This window comes from Kribbella caucasensis (assembly GCF_004361855.1).
Lineage (GTDB): Bacteria > Actinomycetota > Actinomycetes > Propionibacteriales > Kribbellaceae > Kribbella > Kribbella caucasensis.
In genome coordinates this window covers 147,437-164,367 of the sequence record NZ_SNWQ01000017.1, presented here as the reverse complement: position 1 = coordinate 164,367, position 16,931 = coordinate 147,437, and the positions used below count along the sequence as shown (strand labels likewise).

Annotated in this window: 13 protein-coding genes; 5 read left to right on the top strand and 8 right to left on the bottom strand. The window is 69.3% G+C overall.

Annotation, left to right across the window (positions count from 1 at the left end; translation table 11 throughout):
- Nucleotides 1-65: 65 nt before the first annotated feature.
- Genes EV643_RS30615 through EV643_RS30590 form a run of 6 tightly spaced genes read right to left on the bottom strand, consistent with a single transcriptional unit; the run spans nt 66 to nt 9,620 of the window.
- Nucleotides 66-752, bottom strand: a complete 687-nt coding sequence (locus EV643_RS30615; protein ID WP_133803647.1) for a sirohydrochlorin chelatase — start codon at nt 750-752, stop codon at nt 66-68.
- Nucleotides 749-1,876: a uroporphyrinogen-III synthase gene (locus tag EV643_RS30610; RefSeq protein WP_133803646.1), complete on the bottom strand. Its 1,128-nt coding sequence runs from the start codon at nt 1,874-1,876 to the stop codon at nt 749-751. Before EV643_RS30610 ends, EV643_RS30615 begins: the two co-directional genes overlap by 4 nt.
- Nucleotides 1,866-2,213, bottom strand: coding sequence for a nitrite reductase small subunit NirD (gene nirD, locus EV643_RS30605; RefSeq protein ID WP_202869835.1), 348 nt, complete (start codon nt 2,211-2,213; stop codon nt 1,866-1,868). Before nirD ends, EV643_RS30610 begins: the two co-directional genes overlap by 11 nt.
- Nucleotides 2,210-6,130 carry a nitrite reductase large subunit NirB gene (gene nirB / locus EV643_RS30600; protein WP_133803645.1) on the bottom strand — a complete coding sequence of 1,307 codons (3,921 nt, stop codon included), beginning with the start codon at nt 6,128-6,130 and terminating at the stop codon, nt 2,210-2,212. The genes nirD and nirB overlap by 4 nt, the downstream gene beginning before the upstream one ends.
- Complete coding sequence (locus EV643_RS30595; protein WP_133803644.1) at nt 6,127-8,241, bottom strand: molybdopterin oxidoreductase family protein; 2,115 nt, start codon at nt 8,239-8,241, stop codon at nt 6,127-6,129. Before EV643_RS30595 ends, nirB begins: the two co-directional genes overlap by 4 nt.
- Nucleotides 8,238-9,620: an MFS transporter gene (locus EV643_RS30590; RefSeq protein WP_133803643.1), complete on the bottom strand. Its 1,383-nt coding sequence runs from the start codon at nt 9,618-9,620 to the stop codon at nt 8,238-8,240. Before EV643_RS30590 ends, EV643_RS30595 begins: the two co-directional genes overlap by 4 nt.
- A 336-nt stretch (nt 9,621-9,956) precedes the next feature.
- Here EV643_RS30590 and EV643_RS30585 point away from each other — a divergent pair, with 336 nt between their 5' ends.
- Nucleotides 9,957-11,393, top strand: coding sequence for an Nramp family divalent metal transporter (locus tag EV643_RS30585; protein WP_133803642.1), 1,437 nt, complete (start codon nt 9,957-9,959; stop codon nt 11,391-11,393).
- Nucleotides 11,394-11,447: 54 nt separating this feature from the next.
- Here the strand turns inward: EV643_RS30585 and EV643_RS30580 are convergent, their stop codons facing one another.
- Nucleotides 11,448-12,380 (bottom strand): SMP-30/gluconolactonase/LRE family protein, encoded by a 933-nt coding sequence (locus EV643_RS30580; protein WP_133803641.1) that lies wholly within the window; start codon nt 12,378-12,380, stop codon nt 11,448-11,450.
- 156 nt (nt 12,381-12,536) lie between these two features.
- Between EV643_RS30580 and EV643_RS30575 the strand changes: the two genes are divergently transcribed.
- Nucleotides 12,537-13,115: a hypothetical protein gene (locus tag EV643_RS30575; RefSeq protein WP_133803640.1), complete on the top strand. Its 579-nt coding sequence runs from the start codon at nt 12,537-12,539 to the stop codon at nt 13,113-13,115.
- On the opposite strand, the gene EV643_RS30570 is transcribed toward EV643_RS30575, so the two are convergent.
- Nucleotides 13,112-13,549: a DUF6069 family protein gene (locus EV643_RS30570; protein WP_133803639.1), complete on the bottom strand. Its 438-nt coding sequence runs from the start codon at nt 13,547-13,549 to the stop codon at nt 13,112-13,114. The two genes, EV643_RS30575 and EV643_RS30570, sit on opposite strands and share 4 nt — an antisense overlap.
- 106 nt (nt 13,550-13,655) lie before the next feature.
- On the opposite strand from EV643_RS30570, the gene EV643_RS30565 reads away from it, so the two are divergent.
- From EV643_RS30565 to EV643_RS30555, 3 genes are all read left to right on the top strand, one after another.
- Entirely contained in the window at nt 13,656-14,144 is a 489-nt protein-coding gene (locus tag EV643_RS30565) for a MarR family winged helix-turn-helix transcriptional regulator (RefSeq protein WP_133803638.1), read from the top strand.
- Nucleotides 14,145-14,210: 66 nt separating this feature from the next.
- Complete coding sequence (locus EV643_RS30560) at nt 14,211-15,986, top strand: acetyl/propionyl/methylcrotonyl-CoA carboxylase subunit alpha (RefSeq protein ID WP_133803637.1); 1,776 nt, start codon at nt 14,211-14,213, stop codon at nt 15,984-15,986.
- 72 nt (nt 15,987-16,058) lie between these two features.
- Complete coding sequence (locus tag EV643_RS30555) at nt 16,059-16,931, top strand: peptidylprolyl isomerase (RefSeq protein ID WP_133803636.1); 873 nt, start codon at nt 16,059-16,061, stop codon at nt 16,929-16,931.

Sequence of the window (16,931 nt, the reverse complement as noted above, 5' to 3'; positions counted from 1 at the left end):
CGGGTGGGGTGGCAGGGCGGGGTGGCGGGGTGGGGTGGTCGGCGGGGTGGCCCGGCGGGGTGGGGTTACGGGGTGCTGACTAGGGAGGTGGTTAGGGCGGCTTCGTAGCGGGTTAGGGCCAACTCGGCGATTCGGGGGTCGGCGCCTAGGGGTGGGGTTACGGGGCGGCCGGTGGCGAGGTGGCGGACTCGGTCGGCGAAGTAGCCGGGGGCGAGCATGTAGGTGGCTACCGCGGTTCGGCGGGGTGAGCGGGACAGGACCGAGGAGAGGCGTTCGCCGGCGCCGGAGACGTAGCCGACCTCGACCGGGCGATCCACGAGGGAGGCGAGGGAGGCGGCGACGGCCGAGCAGTCCAGGAGGGCTCGGTGGTCGGACGAGCCGGCCGCGGCCATGACGATGCGGTCGATGTGGCGCAAACTGCCCAGCCGCGAAGCCAGTACGTCGGCGAGCACGGGATCCGGGCCCAGCGCACCGGCAGCGACAACGAAACCAGGGCGGCGGGTGACTTCGGCGGCGACGTCGACGGAGATGTGGTAGCCGCTGCTCAGCAACAGCGGCACCACCACCGCCTGGTTGCTATCAGCAACAACCCGGGATACCAGCGAGGGCAGGTCGGGCAGATCGACGTCGACGAAGCCGAGGGACATCGGTACGTCGGGACGCAACCGGGACATCATCCGGACCAGTGAGTGGACCTCGCGGATGCCCCGAGGATCCGCGGTTCCGTGGGCCGTGGCGACCAGGTCGATCATGACGGGACCGCAGCCGGCTCGACGGCGAGCCGGTAGCCGCGCCGTACCACTGTCCGGACCAGTTCGGGTTTGCCTACCGCAGTGCGTAGCCGGTTCACGGTTACCTCCACAGCATGGACGTCCTCAGCACCAGGAAGCACCGCGAGCAACGCCGGTCGCGACACCACATCACCACCGGCCGCCACCAGAGCAGCCAGCACTGCGCGCGGCCCCGGTCCAAGGGGGAGCACCACGCCGTCGAGCACAGCAGCACCGCCACGGATCACCAGTTGTCCGAAGGCGGTTTCGATCGAGCGGGCGTTGTCGTCGGTCAGCCGGTCCGTGACGATCCGGATCAGCGCGCCCAACCGGAATCGGTCCGGTACCAGCGGCTCCAACCCCAACGCCTCGAAGGGCCCTGCGGTCACCGGACCAACACATGCGTTCAGCACGCGCCCGGTCCGTAGGGAGCTCACCAGTGCGTCGTACTGACCGTTCAACGCGGCCGCGTCCAGCAGAGCCTGCGCACCCGGCGCAGACGTGTGAACTACGGCGTCGACCGCGCCTGAGCAGACCTGCGAGATCAGCTTGTCCACCGCCCCCGGATCCGGTGCCGGGCCCCAGCGGTACACCTCCAGCCCACGCACCGACGCCCCCGCAGTGCGCAGTGCATCCTGCAGCGCGGGGTCCGACAGGCCGTGCAACTGGACGACGATCTTCCGCCCGGACACGCCCTGATCGCGCAACCAGTCCACGACCTCGGCTGTCGTCTCGGAACGGGCCGACCAGTGTTCCACCAGCCCGGCCGCGCGGATCGCCCCGCGCGCCTTCGGACCCCGCGCAAGCAATCGGGACTGCTCCAGCGTGCTCAGCAGGTCGGCCGCGAGACCGGCCGTGTCCGCCGCCTCCACCCACCCCCGAAATCCCACCGCCGTGGTGACCACCACGTCGTCCGGCGGATTCGCGATCACCCGCCGGGTCGCCTCGATCAGCGCGTGGTCGTCCGCGACAGGCACGATCTGCAGGGTCGGCGCATGCAGGATCTTCGCGCCGCGACGCTCGAACGACGCGATCAGATCCTCCGCCCGCCGGTGGGCGGTGACGGCGATCGTGCAGCCACTGAGTGGCCCTGGCCTAGTCGTCACCGAGGCTCACCAGTACCTGACCACTGTCGATCTGCACCCGGTACACCGGGACCGATACGTCCGGGTCGTCCAGGCAGATCCCGGTGCGCAGATCGAACACCTGCTTGAACATCGGCGACGCAACCGTCGGTACGTCGCCCCGGCTGCCCACGATGCCCCGGGACAGCACGTTCGCCCCGCTGAACGGGTCGTGGTTGCCCAGGGCGTACACGGCACCGTCGTACGTCCGGAACAGCGCGATCTGCAGGTCCCCGACCAACGCGGCGACCCCTCGCTCCGGCAGCAGCACGTCGTACGCGCAGATCGCCACCGTCTCCGTCATCGTCGGGACACTCATCGACGTACCTCCAATCGGGGGCCGGCCAACAGCACCGGCTCCAGCTGTCCGCGTTCGGCCTCGGTGGCCGGCCGGGGCTGATTGCGTTCGACTACGTACCGCAGGTCGGCGTCGGGCTGGTCGGGCGCGTTCACGAAGGAGACGAACCGGGCCAGCTTGGCCGGGTCCTTCAGGGTGGCCTGCCACTCGTCCTCGTAGGAGCCGATGTGGGCGGCCATCGCCGCGTCCAGATCGGCCGCGATCCCGAGGCTGTCGTCCAGCACGACCTCGCGGACGTGGTCCAGCCCACCCTCGATCTCCTGGATCCAGGTGGCCGTGCGCTGCAACCGGTCGCCGGTGCGGATGTAGTACATCAGGAACCGGTCGATTGCCTGCAGCAACTGGTCGTCGGTCAGGTCGGAGGCGAGCAGCTGCGCGTGCCGCGGCGTCATCCCGCCGTTGCCGCCGACGTACAGGTTCCAGCCCTTCTCGGTCGCGATCACGCCGACGTCCTTGCCCCGCGCCTCGGCACACTCGCGCGCGCACCCGGACACGCCGAGCTTGAGCTTGTGCGGCGACCGCAGTCCGCGGTACCGCAGCTCCAGCGCGATCGCCATCCCGACCGAGTCCTGTACGCCGTACCGGCACCAGGTGGAACCGACACACGACTTCACCGTGCGCAACGCCTTGCCGTACGCGTGACCGGACTCGAACCCGGCCTCCACCAACCGCTTCCAGATCGCCGGCAACTGCTCGATCCGGGCGCCGAACAGGTCGATCCGCTGGCCGCCGGTGATCTTCGTGTAGAGCCCGAAGTCCTTGGCCACCTGGCCGATCACGATCAGGCCCTCGGGGGTGATCTCGCCACCCGGGACCCGCGGCACGACGGAGTACGTGCCGTCCTTCTGCATGTTCGCCATCACGTGGTCGTTGGTGTCCTGCAGCGTGGCCCGCTCGCCCTCGAGGACGTGTACGCCGGGGTCCAGGCTGGCCAGGATCGAGGCGACCACCGGCTTGCAGATGTCGCACCCGCGACCGGTGCCGTGCCGGTCGACGATCTCGCTGAAGGTCCGCAGCTCGGTCACCCGGACGGCGTCGAACAACTGCGCGCGGGACATCGCGAAGTGCTCGCACAGCGCCTTGCTGACCTCGACACCCGCGGCGGCCAGCTCGGCGTTCATCAGGTTCTTCACGATCGGCAGGCACGAACCGCAGCTCGTCCCCGCCTTCGTCTTGCCACACAGCGACTTCAGGTCGCCACAGCCCTCGTCCCGGACCGCGCACCGGATCGTGCCGGCCGACACGTTGTTGCACGAGCACACCGGCGCGTCGTCCGGCAGCTCGAGCTTGACTGGCCCGGCGCCCTCGGGCAGTAGGAACGCCGCCGGGTCCGCACCGAGTTCGCGGCCGACCATCGGCCGCAGTCCCGAGTACGCCGACGCGTCGCCGACCAGGATCCCGCCGAGCAGGGTGCGCGCGTCGTCGGACAGCACGAGCTTCTTGTAGACGCCGGCCACCGGGTCGGCGTACACGATGTCGAGCGCGCCCTCGGTCGCCCCGAAGGCGTCACCGAAGCTGGCCACGTCCACGCCGAGCAGCTTCAGCTTCGTCGACGAGTCGGCCCCCGGGAAGGTCGCCTCGCCACCCAGCAGGCGGTCCGCGACGATCTCGGCCATCGCGTAGCCGGGGGCCACCAGGCCCCACACGCGACCCTCGATACAGGCTACCTCACCGATCGCCCAGACCCCCGGCACCGACGTCCGGCAGGCGTCGTCGACGACGACACCACCGCGTTCGCCGACCTGCAGGCCGGCCGCGCGGCCGAGTTCGTCCCGCGGCCGGACACCGGTGGCGAACACCACCACGTCGGCCGGCAGATCGGGGCCGTCGGCAACGGCCATCGCGCGGGCGGCGCCCTGCGAGTTCTGCTTCACCCGGGTCACCTGGGTCGACGTCAGCACGTCGACGTCGAGGCTGCGGATCAACCGGGCCAGGGCGCTGCCGCCACCTTCGTCAACCTGCAACGGCATCAACCGCGGCGCGAACTCGACCACCCGCGTCGTCGCACCGAGCGCCCGCAGCGCACCGGCCGCCTCGAGCCCGAGCAGACCACCACCGACGACGACACCGCTGACCTCTTTGCGCTCGGTCCGCAGCCGCTCGACGTACACCCGGAGCGCCGCGACGTCGTCGATCGTCCGGTAGACGAAGCAGCCGGTCGCATCGCTGTTCTTGACCGGCGGCACGAAGGCGTTCGACCCGGTCGCGAGCACCAGCTCGTCGTACGAGATCACCTCGTCCCGCGTAGTCCGCACGGTCTTCGCCTCGACGTCGAGCGAGGCGACCGTGACGCCCTTGCGCAGGGTCACCGCCGGGTCGTCCCACAGCTCGGGATCGCCCAGCGCCAGGTCTTGCGGGTCGCGGCCGGAGAAGTAGCTGGTCAGCGCGACCCGGTCGTACGGCAGCCGCGGTTCCTCGGCCAGCACGGTCACTCGCCAGCCGACGTCGGTATCGCGGGATCGCAGCGCCTCCACCAGTCGGTGCGCGACCATGCCACCACCCACGATCACCAAGTGCCGGGCGTTGGTCAGTTCTGTCATGGTTGGCCTCCTGGCCGGAACGGGTTCGGTTTCCCCGCTCCGGAGTCGGTCGAGAAGATTGCCGATCGCACCGATGCAACTGCCGCACCCGGTGGTCGCCCTGGTCGTCGCCGCGATGCCGGCCACACTGTCGGCACCCCCCTGCCAGGCCGCTTCGATCGCGGCCCTCGTCACTCCGTTGCACCGGCACACCGTCACCGGCTTCTTCGGCGGTGGCGGCGCGGCCAGCAACGCATCGGCCTGGACCGGAGTCCGCCGATCCGCCAGCAACACCAGCTCCGCCGCTACCTCCGGCGCCCCGATCGCGACCGCCGCCCGCACCACACCATCGCGGAGTACTGCCCGCACGTACCGTTGGTCATCGTCCAGCCGCACGACCTCGCCCTCGGCCTCCGCGGACCCCAGTACCAGGACGTCCAGCCCACCCGCGGTGAGCCGGACGACCTCCGCGTCGAGCTCGTACGCCGTGCCGCCGGTGGTCAGGTGATCCGCAAGCACCTCGGCCTGCTGCCACGCGGACGCCACCGTGCCCGTGATCGTGCCGTCGAGTTCAGCGCAGTCGCCGATCGCGTGCACTCGTGGATCCGCCGGGCTCGTCCTGGTTTCGTCCACGACGATTCCGCCGGCCGGTCCGACCGGCAGCCCCGCCTGGACAGCCAGCCCGGTCCGCGGAAGCACGCCGCAGGTGATCACCAGCAGTTCGCCGAAGACCGCCCGGCCGCCGACGAGATGCAGCGCCCGGAACCGGTCGTCGCGCGACTCCGCCGTCACCACCTCGGCGTTGAGCAGAACCTCGATCCCGAGCCGACGGACCGCCCGGGTGATCCGGCGGCCGGCAGTGAGGCGAACGCTCTTGTCCAGCAGGGTTTCCCCGTCGTGGACCAGCGTCACCGCGACGCCACGTTCGCGCAGCGCACACGCTGTCTCGACACCGAGCACACCACCACCGAGTACTACGGCTCGGCGGGCTCGTCCGGCGGCCTCGACGATCGCTGTCGCATCTGTTGCCGAACGCAACAAGTGGACACCGCTCGCCGCTGCCGCCTTCACCGGAACAACCGGATCAGCGCCCGTTGCGAAGACCAGCCGGTCGTACCCGTGCTCCCGGCCGAGGCTGTCCACGACCGTCTGCGCGGCCCGATCCACCCGGACCGCCGACACGAGTTCTTCGTTGCCCACAACGGGTTCCGGCGCCCGGCCGGCGACGTACTCGGTCAGCCGGTTCCGGTGGTAGGACCCCTCGTCGCCGAGCACCGTCACGTCGTACGAGCTGGTCAGCAGGCCGGCCAACCGGTTGCCCGCCATCCCGCGACCGATGATCACCACGCGTTCGTTCATGCGGGCACCTCCCGTACGGCGAGCTCGGCGCTGACCTCGACCGCGCACGCCTTGAACTCCGGCATCCGCGAGATCGGGTCGAGCACGTCGTTGGTCAGCTCGTTCACCGCACCCGCCCCGCCGTAGTGGAACGGCACGAACACGGTGTCCGGCCGGACGTCGGTGGTCACCCGGGCGGCGGCCACCATCGAGCCGCGCGCGGTCCGCAACCGCAGCGGCGCTCCCTCGACGATCCCGAGCGACGCGGCCACCCGCGGATGGATCTCCGCGAACACCTCCGGCTCGGACTCGGCGAGCTCGAGCACACGTCGCGTCTGCGCTCCGCTCTGGTAGTGCTGCAGGAGCCGCCCGGTCACCAGGTAGAGCGGAGTCCCCGCGGTCAGGTCGTCCGCCACCGGCCGGTGGTCGACGGCGATCACGCGCGCCCGGCCGTCCGGCGTACCGAAGCGGTCCGCGAACAGCCGCGGGGTGCCCGCGTGGTCTTCGGCCGGCACCGGCCAGAACAGGGCTTCACCGGCGTCCAGCCGGGACCAGGTGATGCCGCTGTAGTCGGCGATGCCACCCGCGCTGGCGAGCCGCAGCTCCTCGAACACCTCGGCCGGGTCGGTCGGGAAGGACGCTGCGCAGCCGAGCCGTTGCGCGATCCCCGCGAAGATCGCCAGGTCGCTGCGCACCTCACCAGGCGGGGCCAGCGCGGCGTTCCGGCGCAGTACCCGCCCTTCGAGGGACGTCATCGTGCCGTCCTCCTCGGCCCACTGGGTGACCGGGAAGACGACATCGGCGAGCAGCGCGGTCTCCGACGGGACGACGTCGGCCACGACCAGCAGGTCGAGCGCGTCCAGCCGATCCCGGACCGAGGCCAGCCGCGGAGCCGACACGACCAGGTTGCTGCCGTGCACGAACAACGCGCGCGGGCCGTCCGGCGTACCGAGTGCGTTGATCAGCTCGACCGCACTCTTCCCCGGACCCGGAAGCTCATCGGGGTCCACACCCCACACACCCGCGACGTACGCCCGCGCGGCCGGGTCGGAGATGCTCCGGTAGCCCGGGAGCTGGTCCGCCTTCTGCCCGTGTTCGCGGCCGCCCTGGCCGTTGCCCTGTCCGGTGATGCAGCCGTATCCACTGCCGAGCCGACCGGGCAACCCGAGCGCAAGCGCCAGGTTGATGCAGGCCGTCACCGTGTCCGTGCCCTTGCTGTGCTGCTCGGCGCCACGCCCGGTCAGGATGTACGCCCCAGCACCACCGTGCACCGGCGCAGCCGCCGCCAGTACGCGCGCCGCCCGCCGAATGGTCGCCGCCGGTACGCCGGTCACCCGCTCGGCCCGCTCCGGCCACCAGGCAGCCGTGGACCGGAACAACCCGTCCGGGTCGTCCGTCCGGTCCGCCAGGTACGCCGTGTCCGCCAGTCCTTCCTGCAGGACCACGTGCGTCAGCGCCAGCACCAACGCCAGGTCAGTACCCGGAGTCGCCTGCAGGTGAATCCCCTCGGCGTCCTCGGTCAGCTGTGCGGTCGCTGTACGGCGTGGGTCGACGACCAGCAGGCCGCCCGCCTCGCGGACTCCCGCGAGATGGGCCACCGCCGGCGGCATCGTCTCGGCGATGTTGCTGCCGACCAGGAGGACAGCCCCGGCCCCGGCGACATCGGTCAGCGGGAACGGCAGTCCCCGGTCGATCCCGAACGCCCGGTTCGTCGCCGCCGCCGCGGACGACATACAGAACCGGCCGTTGTAGTCCACGTTCTTGGTGCGCAGCGCGACCCGGGCGAACTTGCCCAGTGCGTACGCCTTCTCGTTCGTCAGCCCGCCGCCGCCGAATACCGCGATCGAGTCGTTGCCAGACTCCGCCTGCAGGGCCCGGACCCGGTCGGCCACGAAGTCCAGCGCGTAGTCCCAGGTCGTCGCCACCAGCTCGCCGGCCTCGTTCCGGACCAGGGGCGAGGTCAGCCGGTCCGGGACGGTCAGCACCTCGGCCGCGGTCCAGCCCTTCCGGCAGAGCCCGCCCCGGTTGGTCGGGAACTGGCGCGGCTGCACCGACACCGCACCCGGCCGGTCAGCCGGGTGCAGTGTCGTGGCGCATTGCAGTGCGCAGTACGGGCAGTGCGTTTCCGTCACACGCGCTCCCCGCTGAGCGGGCCACCCTTGCGCAGGTAGCAGAAGTACGTGACCGCCAGGCAGACCACGTAGAAGCCACAGAAGGTGTACAGCGCCGGTACCAGCGAGCCGAAGTTGCTGGTCGACATCGCGAACCCGCGGGGGACCAGGAAGCCGCCGTACGCGCCGATCGCGGAGGCGATCCCGATGCAGGCCGCCGCCTCGCGCCGGGCCCGGACCAGGTCCGTCTTGCCGTCCAGGTCCTTGGTCGTGTTCCGGAACACCGCCGGGATCATCCGGTACGTCGACCCGTTGCCGGCACCGCTGGCCACGAACAGCACCAGGAAGCTGATCAGGAACCCGGGGAAGCTCTTGGCGTTCAGCGACACGATCGCCGACAGGATGCCGAGCCCCATCACCACGAACGCGCAGACCGTCACCCAGGCGCCGCCGAGCCGGTCGGACAGCTTCCCGCCGAAGGGCCGGGCAAACGACCCGACCAGAGCGCCGAGGAAGGCGATCTTCACCGCCGCGATCTCCGGGAACGTCGTCTTGATCAGCAACGGGAACGCCGCCGAGAAGCCGATGAACGAACCGAAGGTGCCGATGTAGAGGAACGAGATCACCCAGGTGTGCGCCCGCTTCGCCGCCGCGACCGAGGCCGTGAACGACGAGGTGGCCGCGGACAGGTTGTCCATCAGCTTCCAGGCCAGGATCGTCGACAGCAGGATCAACGGGATCCACATCAGCCCGGCCCGGTTCAGGCTCAGCCCGGCCCCGGCGACGATCACGATCGGCACCAGCAGCTGGACCACCGCGACACCCAGGTTGCCACCGGCCGCGTTGATTCCGAGCGCGAAGCCCTTGTCCCGCTCCGGGTAGAAGAAGGAGATGTTAGTCATCGAACTGGCGAAGTTGCCACCACCCGCGCCGGCGGTCGCGGCGACCAGCGCCATCAGCCAGAACGGTGTGTCCGGCTGGGTGACGAAGTAGGCCAGCCCGGTGGTCGGGATCAGCAGCAGGGCCGCGGACACGATGGTCCAGTTCCGGCCGCCGAACTTGGGCACCGCGAACGTGTACGGCAGTCGCAGGGTGGCTCCGACCAGGCTCGGTACCGCGATCAGCCAGAACATCTGATCGGTGGTGTAGGCGAAGCCCGCGGCCGGCAGCGACACCACGACGATGCTCCACAGCTGCCAGACGGAGAACCCCAGAAACTCCGCGAAAATCGAGGGCCACAGGTTCCGCTGGGCGACCTTGCGGCCCTTCTCCGCCCAGAACGAGGTGTCCTCCGGGTCCCAGACGTCGATCCAGCGCCCTCTCCGTGGCGCCTCGACGGTGCCCACCGCGCCGACTTGCTCGCGCGGGGCGACGACCTCAGACCGTGCATCGAGCGTCATGGTTCGTCTCCGATCATTCTGACCTCACTGATTAGGCCAGGACGCTATGACCGGGGTGTTTCCGAGCGGTCATCTCGTTGTTACGCCATCGAAACGGCCTCCGCACACCTGCCCGGCGCCGGTGAGAGAACGCGATAGGACCACCTGATCGAAGGTCTGGTGGCCCGGCAGACTCGTGATGGAAGGTTGGGCCCTGGAGAAATTCGACGGTGTGATCCAGCTCTCCGACTGATCCTCCTCACCGGCCCCTGCCCAAGTGAGCCGGTGTCGGGTCGCCTGGGCGCCGGATGTTGGTTATTGTCCGAAGCCGGGGGGCGACTGGGAGTGAGGAGCCCCATGACAGAGACCGTGTCCACTGATCAGGGCAGATTCAATCTGCCCACCAAGAACCTGCCCGCACCGCAGGTCCGCGACCTGCCCGAGCCGCCCAGCCAGACCTGGAGGATCGTCGGCCCCGGCATGGTCGGCGCCGGCGTCGGGCTGGCCTCCGGCGAGTTCATCCTCTGGCCGTACATCTCGTCCCAGGTCGGGCTGGTGTTCCTCTGGGGCGCCGTCGTCGGGGTGTGCATCCAGTGGTTCCTGAACATGGAGATCGAGCGGTACACGCTGGCAACTGGTGAGACAGCGTTGACCGGCTTCAACCGGTACGGGAAGCACTGGGGCCTGTTCTTCGCGATCATGACCTACTTCGCGAACCTGTGGCCAGGCTGGGCGACCAGTTCGGCGTCGATGCTGACCTATCTGTTCGGCGCCGGCAACCCGCGCTGGATCGCGATCGGCATCCTGGTCTCGATCGGCGCCATCCTCACCCTCGCCCCGGTCGTCTACGTGATGCTGGAACGGCTGATCTTCGTCAAGATCGCGGCCGTCCTGCTGCTCGTCGTACTGGCGCTGATCTTCGCGATCCGTGGCCGCACCTACAGCGCGCTCGGCGACGCGGTCACCGGCCCGCAGTTCCCGGTCGAGACGCTCGGCTTCGCGCTGATGATGGGCGCGATCGCGTACGCCGGGGCCGGCGGCGGGCAGAACCTCTGCCAGAGCAACTGGATCCGGGACAAGGGATTCGGGATGGGCGTGCACGTGCCCCGGCTGACCTCGCCGGTGACCGGCGAGAAGGAGGCGGACCCGACCGCGAACGGCTACACCTTCCCGCCGGACGAGGCGAACCTGGCTCGCTGGCGGCGCTGGTGGAAGTTCGCCAACCTCGAGCAGGCGCTGACGTTCGGCGCCATCACCGTGGTGACGATCCTGTTCACCTCGATGCTCGCGCACGCCACCCTGTTCGGGAACGACGCGGTGGAGAACAAGATCGGCTTCCTGAAGATCGAGGGCGTCACCCTGCAGTCCCTGGTCGGCAGCTGGTTCGGCTACCTGTTCTGGGCGATCGGCGCGTTCTCCCTGTTCGCGGCGGCGGCCGGCATCGTCGACTACACCTCCCGGCTCGCGGCCGACATGGTCAAGGCCCGGTACCTGCGCGACTCCACCCTGACCGAGTCCAAGCTGTACTTCTTCCTGGTCTGGGGATTGGTTGCCTTCGGCATCATCGTGCTGCTGGCCGGACTGGACCAGCCGCTGGTGCTGCTGGTCATCTCCGCCTGCACCGCGGGCACGATGATGTTCGTCTACTCGGGCCTGCTCTGGTGGATGAACTCCCGGGCGCTGCCGAAGCAGATCCGGATCAGCCGGCTCCGCACCGGCGTACTGGCCTTCGCGTTCCTGGCGTTCGGCTTCCTGGCCGTCTTCACCATCATCGACCAGATCAAGAAGCTGTAGTTCTCCGGTTCCTCGCCCGGGCCCATCCTGGTCTGGGCTCGGGTGGGGATCCGGTCAGCGCGGGTCGTACGGTTGGCGGCCGCCGGTGACCGTGGTGTAGAGGGAGTAGACCGACGTGGTGGCGGTGAGGAAGAGGCGGTTGCGCTTCTCGCCGCCGAAGCAGAGGTTGGAGACGGTCTCGGGGACCAGCAGCTTGCCGAGCAGGGTGCCGTCCGGGTGGTACACGTGGGCGCCGTCGCCGGCCGCGCCCCAGATCCGGCCCTCGGAGTCGAGCCGGATTCCGTCGAAGATGCCGTTGCCGCACTCGGCGAACAGCTCGCCGCCGGACAGCGCCGTACCGTCGTCCGTCACCTTGAAGACGCGGATCGTGCCCTCTTCGCTGTCCGTGACGTAGAGCAGGCTCTCGTCATTGGAGAAGGCGATGCCGTTCGGCCGGTTGAAGTCGTCGGCGACCCGGCTGATCACGCCGTCCGGGCCGATCCGGTAGACGTGGCAGCCGCCGGTCTCGACCTCGCCCTTGTGCCCCTCGTAATCGCTGTCGATCCCGTACGCCGGGTCGGTGAACCAGACGGATCCGTCGGACCGGACCACCACGTCGTTCGGGCTGTTCAGCCGGTGTCCTTCGTAGCCGTCGGCAAGGACACGGACGGAGCCGTCGTGCTCGGTCCGGGTGACGCGGCGGTTGCCGTGTTCGCAGCTGACCAGCCGGGCCTCGGTGTCGCGGGTGTGCCCGTTGGTGTTGCCGGCCGGCTGCCGGTAGACCGAGACCTGGTACGACGTCTCGTCCCAGCGCAGGATCCGGTCGTTCGGGATGTCGCTCCAGATCAGGTACCGGCCGTCCGGGGAGTACGCCGGGCCCTCCAGCCAACGGCCGCCGGTCCACAACCGCTCGAGCAGCCGGTCACCGCGGATCCCGGCGAACCTCTCGTCCAGCTTCTCGAACACGGCGGGCGCGGTACCGGCCAACGGCTCCGGGATGGTCGTCATCATCACTCCAGCGAATCGGCTGCACGTCACCGGTGAGCTTATGTGTTCTCCGGCCGGTGAGGAGGGGTCGGTGCACCCTTGCGTGGTGGACGATTGGCGCGCGCCGGACGGGGCACAGCAGGCCGTCGCTTCTTGACCAGTCAATCACGTGATGACGTGGAGAGATCCTTGAAGCTCGACACCGTTCGCGAGGACAAGGCGATCCAGAACCTGACCACCAGGCTCGCCGAGAACTTCGCCGATATCCACGGCGACACCGTCGTACAAGGCGAGGCCGCGGAGAAGAAGGTACTGCCGAAGGTCGCGCCACTGTTCGTCGACCAGGGGTACACCGACACCTCGAGTGAGGGCCCGTTCGAGGACTACCTGTCGCTCGGGATGGGCAAGACGCCGATGGTCAACGTCTACGAGGCCCAGTTCGCCGACGCGGCCATCCACGGCAAGCTCAAGCCGGGCATGGTGCTGATGTACCCGTCCCCGACCGTGCTGTCCAAGCACACTCTGCTCTCCCTCACTCCCGAGGGCGACAAGCTCGGCATGCTGCTCTCCATCGACGTGAAGCTCCAGCAACTGGCCGCACAGCACGGGTTCCGGACCGCCGACCAGGACCAGTTCGCCAAGGTGGTCGCGCAACGCAAGGTGCCGGTCGCCAAGGAGATCATCGACGTCGCCGACACCCCCACCTACGACACCCTCGAACACCTCCTCGACGGCGTCTCGAAGTCCTACCGCTAACCCACCCCGCCAGCTGTTGCCGTGCGGGCGTAGAGCGGGATCAGCACTGCGCCGACGACCAGGTGCATCGACAGCAGGGACCACTGGGCCGCCGTGTCGATCTCGCCTGAGTTGAACGGCATCACCAGCGAGAGCAGCAGTACTACGACCGCCGTGCCGATCCAGATCGTCCGGGCTCGCGCGGTGAAGCGCTCGAGTAGCGCCAGGAAGGCCCAGCCGACGAGCGCGGCCCCGAGCGACATCCCGATCACCATGCCGGCGTCCACCACGGTCGTAGTACCGGATCGGGTGACGGAGAAGTCGACGCCGGCCACCGGATCGGCGACCAGCCAGACGAGGAAAGCGCCCACAGCGGCCAGCACCGCGGCGGTCGCGCGGGCAGTACGGCGAGCCGACACGGAACGGCCCAAAGGGACAAGGGCGGGAGCAGACATCGGAAGTCCTCGATTTCTGGAGATCATCAATAATGGAGTTTCTCCAGCATTGCCTCAGATGCTGGAGGATGTCAACTATCGAGATCCTTCAGCTAAGCTCGAGAACATGGCCAGGACCGAGAAGGAGCAGCTCGCCGGGATCGCGCAGCAGGTGATGGACGTGTCGATGTGGATGGCGCGGCACTACAACATGCGGTTCGCGAACGAGCTCGGCCTCACCGATACCCAGGCCCGCTCGTTGCTGCAACTGGATCCCGACCGGCCGGTGCCGACCCGGGCCCTCGCCTCGATGCTCGGCTGCGACCCCTCGAACGTCACGCCCTTCGTGGACAGGCTGGAGAAGGCGGGCCTCGTCGAGCGACAGATCGACCCGCACGACCGCAGGGTCAAGACGCTGGTGGTGACCGCGGCGGGCCGCAAGAAGCTGGCCCAGATGGACGACATCCGGGGCACCGACTCGCCGCCACTTCAGGCGCTGACCGAGACCGAGCGGGACACCCTGGAGAAGCTGCTCGGCAAGGCCTGGACCGCCGCGAAGGACTACGAGGCCGAGATGTGCGCCCAGGTTCAAGCGAGGACCCGCGCGAAGATGTGAGAAACGCCCTGTCTCCTGACCGGTAACTTGACCCTAGACTCAGGCGACGCCGAAGGGAGTTCAGCTGTGTCAGACAGCAAGCAGATCACCAAGGTCCTGGTCGCGAACCGGGGTGAGATCGCCGTCCGCGTGATCCGCGCCGCCGCCGACGCGGGCCTGGGCAGCGTCGCCGTGTACGCCGACCCCGACCGCGACGCCCTGTTCGTCCGGCTCGCCGACGAGGCCTACTCGCTGGACGGCGCGACTCCGGCGGACTCCTATCTGAACATCGCCAAGATCCTCGACCTGGCGGCCCGCTCCGGCGCGGACGCGGTGCACCCCGGCTACGGCTTCCTGGCCGAGAACGCCGAGTTCGCCCAGGCCGTGATCGACGCCGGCCTGATCTGGATCGGCCCGCCGCCGGCCGCGATCGACTCGCTCGGCGACAAGGTGAAGGCGCGGCACATCGCCGACAAGGTAGGTGCACCGCAGGTCCCCGGTACGCCGGACCCGGTCGCGGACGCCTCCGAAGTGGTCGCCTTCGCCGAACAATACGGACTCCCGATCGCGATCAAGGCGGCGTACGGCGGTGGTGGTCGCGGGATGAAGGTCGCCCGCACCCTGGACGAAGTACCGGAGCTGTTCGAGTCCGCGACCCGCGAGGCGGTCAGCGCCTTCGGCCGCGGTGAGTGCTTCGTCGAGCGGTACCTGGACAAGCCGCGGCACGTCGAGACGCAGTGCCTGGCCGATGCCCACGGCAACGTCGTGGTCGTGTCCACCCGGGACTGCTCGCTGCAGCGCCGGTACCAGAAGCTGGTCGAGGAGGCCCCCGCGCCGTTCCTCACCTCCGCGCAACTGGAGACGTTGTACTCCGCTTCGAAGGCGATCCTGCGCGAGGCCGGGTACGTCGGCGCCGGCACCTGCGAGTTCCTGGTCGGCCAGGACGGGCTGATCTCGTTCCTCGAGGTGAACACGCGGCTGCAGGTCGAGCACCCGGTCTCCGAGGAGGTCACCGGCATCGACCTGGTCCGGGAGATGTTCCGGATCGCGAACGGCGAAGAGCTCGGGTACGACGACCCGGTGGTGTCTGGTCACTCGATCGAGTTCCGGATCAACGCCGAGGATGCCGGCCGCAACTTCCTCCCCGCACCCGGGACGCTGACGAAGTGGCACGCCCCGTCCGGTCCTGGTGTCCGGCTCGACGGCGGGTACGACCAGGGTGAGACCGTGCCGGGTTCGTTCGACTCGCTGGTCGCCAAGCTGATCGTGACCGGCCGGGACCGGACTCAGGCGCTGGAGCGGTCCCGTCGCGCGCTGAAGGAGTTCGTCGTCGAGGGCATGCCGACGGTGATCCCGTTCCACGCGACCGTGGTCAGCGACCCGGCGTTCGTGGGCACCGACGGGTTCGCCGTACACACCCGCTGGATCGAGACCGAGTTCGACAACCAGATCCCGGCGTACGACGGGATCGCCGAGACGGCGGAGTCCGCCGAGCGGGAGACGGTCACGGTCGAGGTCGGCGGCAAGCGGCTGGAGGTCGTGCTCCCGGCCGGCCTCGGCGCATCCGCCGTCGCGGGTGCGGGTGCGGGCGCGAAGAAGAAGCCTGCCCGGCGCGCGGGTGGCAGCGGCAAGGCGGCCGCGGCATCGGGCGACTCGCTCAGCTCGCCGATGCAGGGCACGATCGTCAAACTCGCCGTCGAGGAGGGCGCGACGGTCGCCGAGGGTGACCTGGTCGTGGTGCTGGAAGCGATGAAGATGGAGCAGCCGCTGAACGCGCACAAGGCCGGCACGGTGACCGGGCTGACCGCAGAAGTAGGTGCCACAGTCGCGGCCGGCGCGGTCATCTGCGAAATCAAGGACTGATTTACAGCCGTTTCTCAGCCTCAGGCGGTACGTTCCCTCCAGCAACCGCCCGGGTGAAGGGGAGCACTGAGCATGTCGAAGAAGACCCATCAGCAGCAACTGGCGGCGCGGAAGGCGGCTCGGCAGGCGGAACGTGCCGCCGAGCAGGCCCGGCAGCGCCGGATGCTGGCGATCACCATCACTGCGATCGTGTCGGTGGTCGCGGTGATCGTCGTGGTCTTCGTGATCGCGGCGAACACCGGGGACGACACCCCGGCCGCGAGCGACACCCCGTCGACGGAGCTGCCGGCGTCCGCGGGCCCGAGCAACAAGCCGGCGTCGATCCCGACCGCGCTGGCGGCGCCGCTGGTCCGGCCGACACCGCTCCCGGCCCAGGTGGACTGCACCTACACCAAGACCACCGAGGCCGCCGCGAAGGCCGTGAACGCGCCGGCCAACGGCAAGACCAAGGCCACCGGAACGACGCCGCTCACCCTGAACACGACGATCGGCGCGCTCAAGCTCACCCTGGACAACGCGCTCGCGCCATGTGCGGTGAAGAACTTCGCCAGCCTGGCCAGTCAGAAGTACTTCGACAACACCGTCTGCCATCGGATGACCGTCGGCGCCGGCCTGCAGGTGCTGCAGTGCGGCGACCCGTCCGCGAGCGGCTCGGGCGGACCGGGGTACAGCTTCAAGGACGAGGTGTTCCCCGAGATGAAGTACGGCCGCGGCACCCTGGCGATGGCGAACTCCGGGCCGAACACCAACGGCAGCCAGTTCTTCATCGTGTACGGCGACGGGTCCGGCCTCGACCCGGCGTACACGGCCTTCGGCACGGTCGACGAGGCCGGCCTCAAGGCGATCGACAAGGTCGCGAACGCGGGTGTGATCCCCGAAGGCGGGCCCACCGACGGCAAGCCCGCCACCGAGGTCAAGATCACGTCCGCGACGTCGGCCGACTAG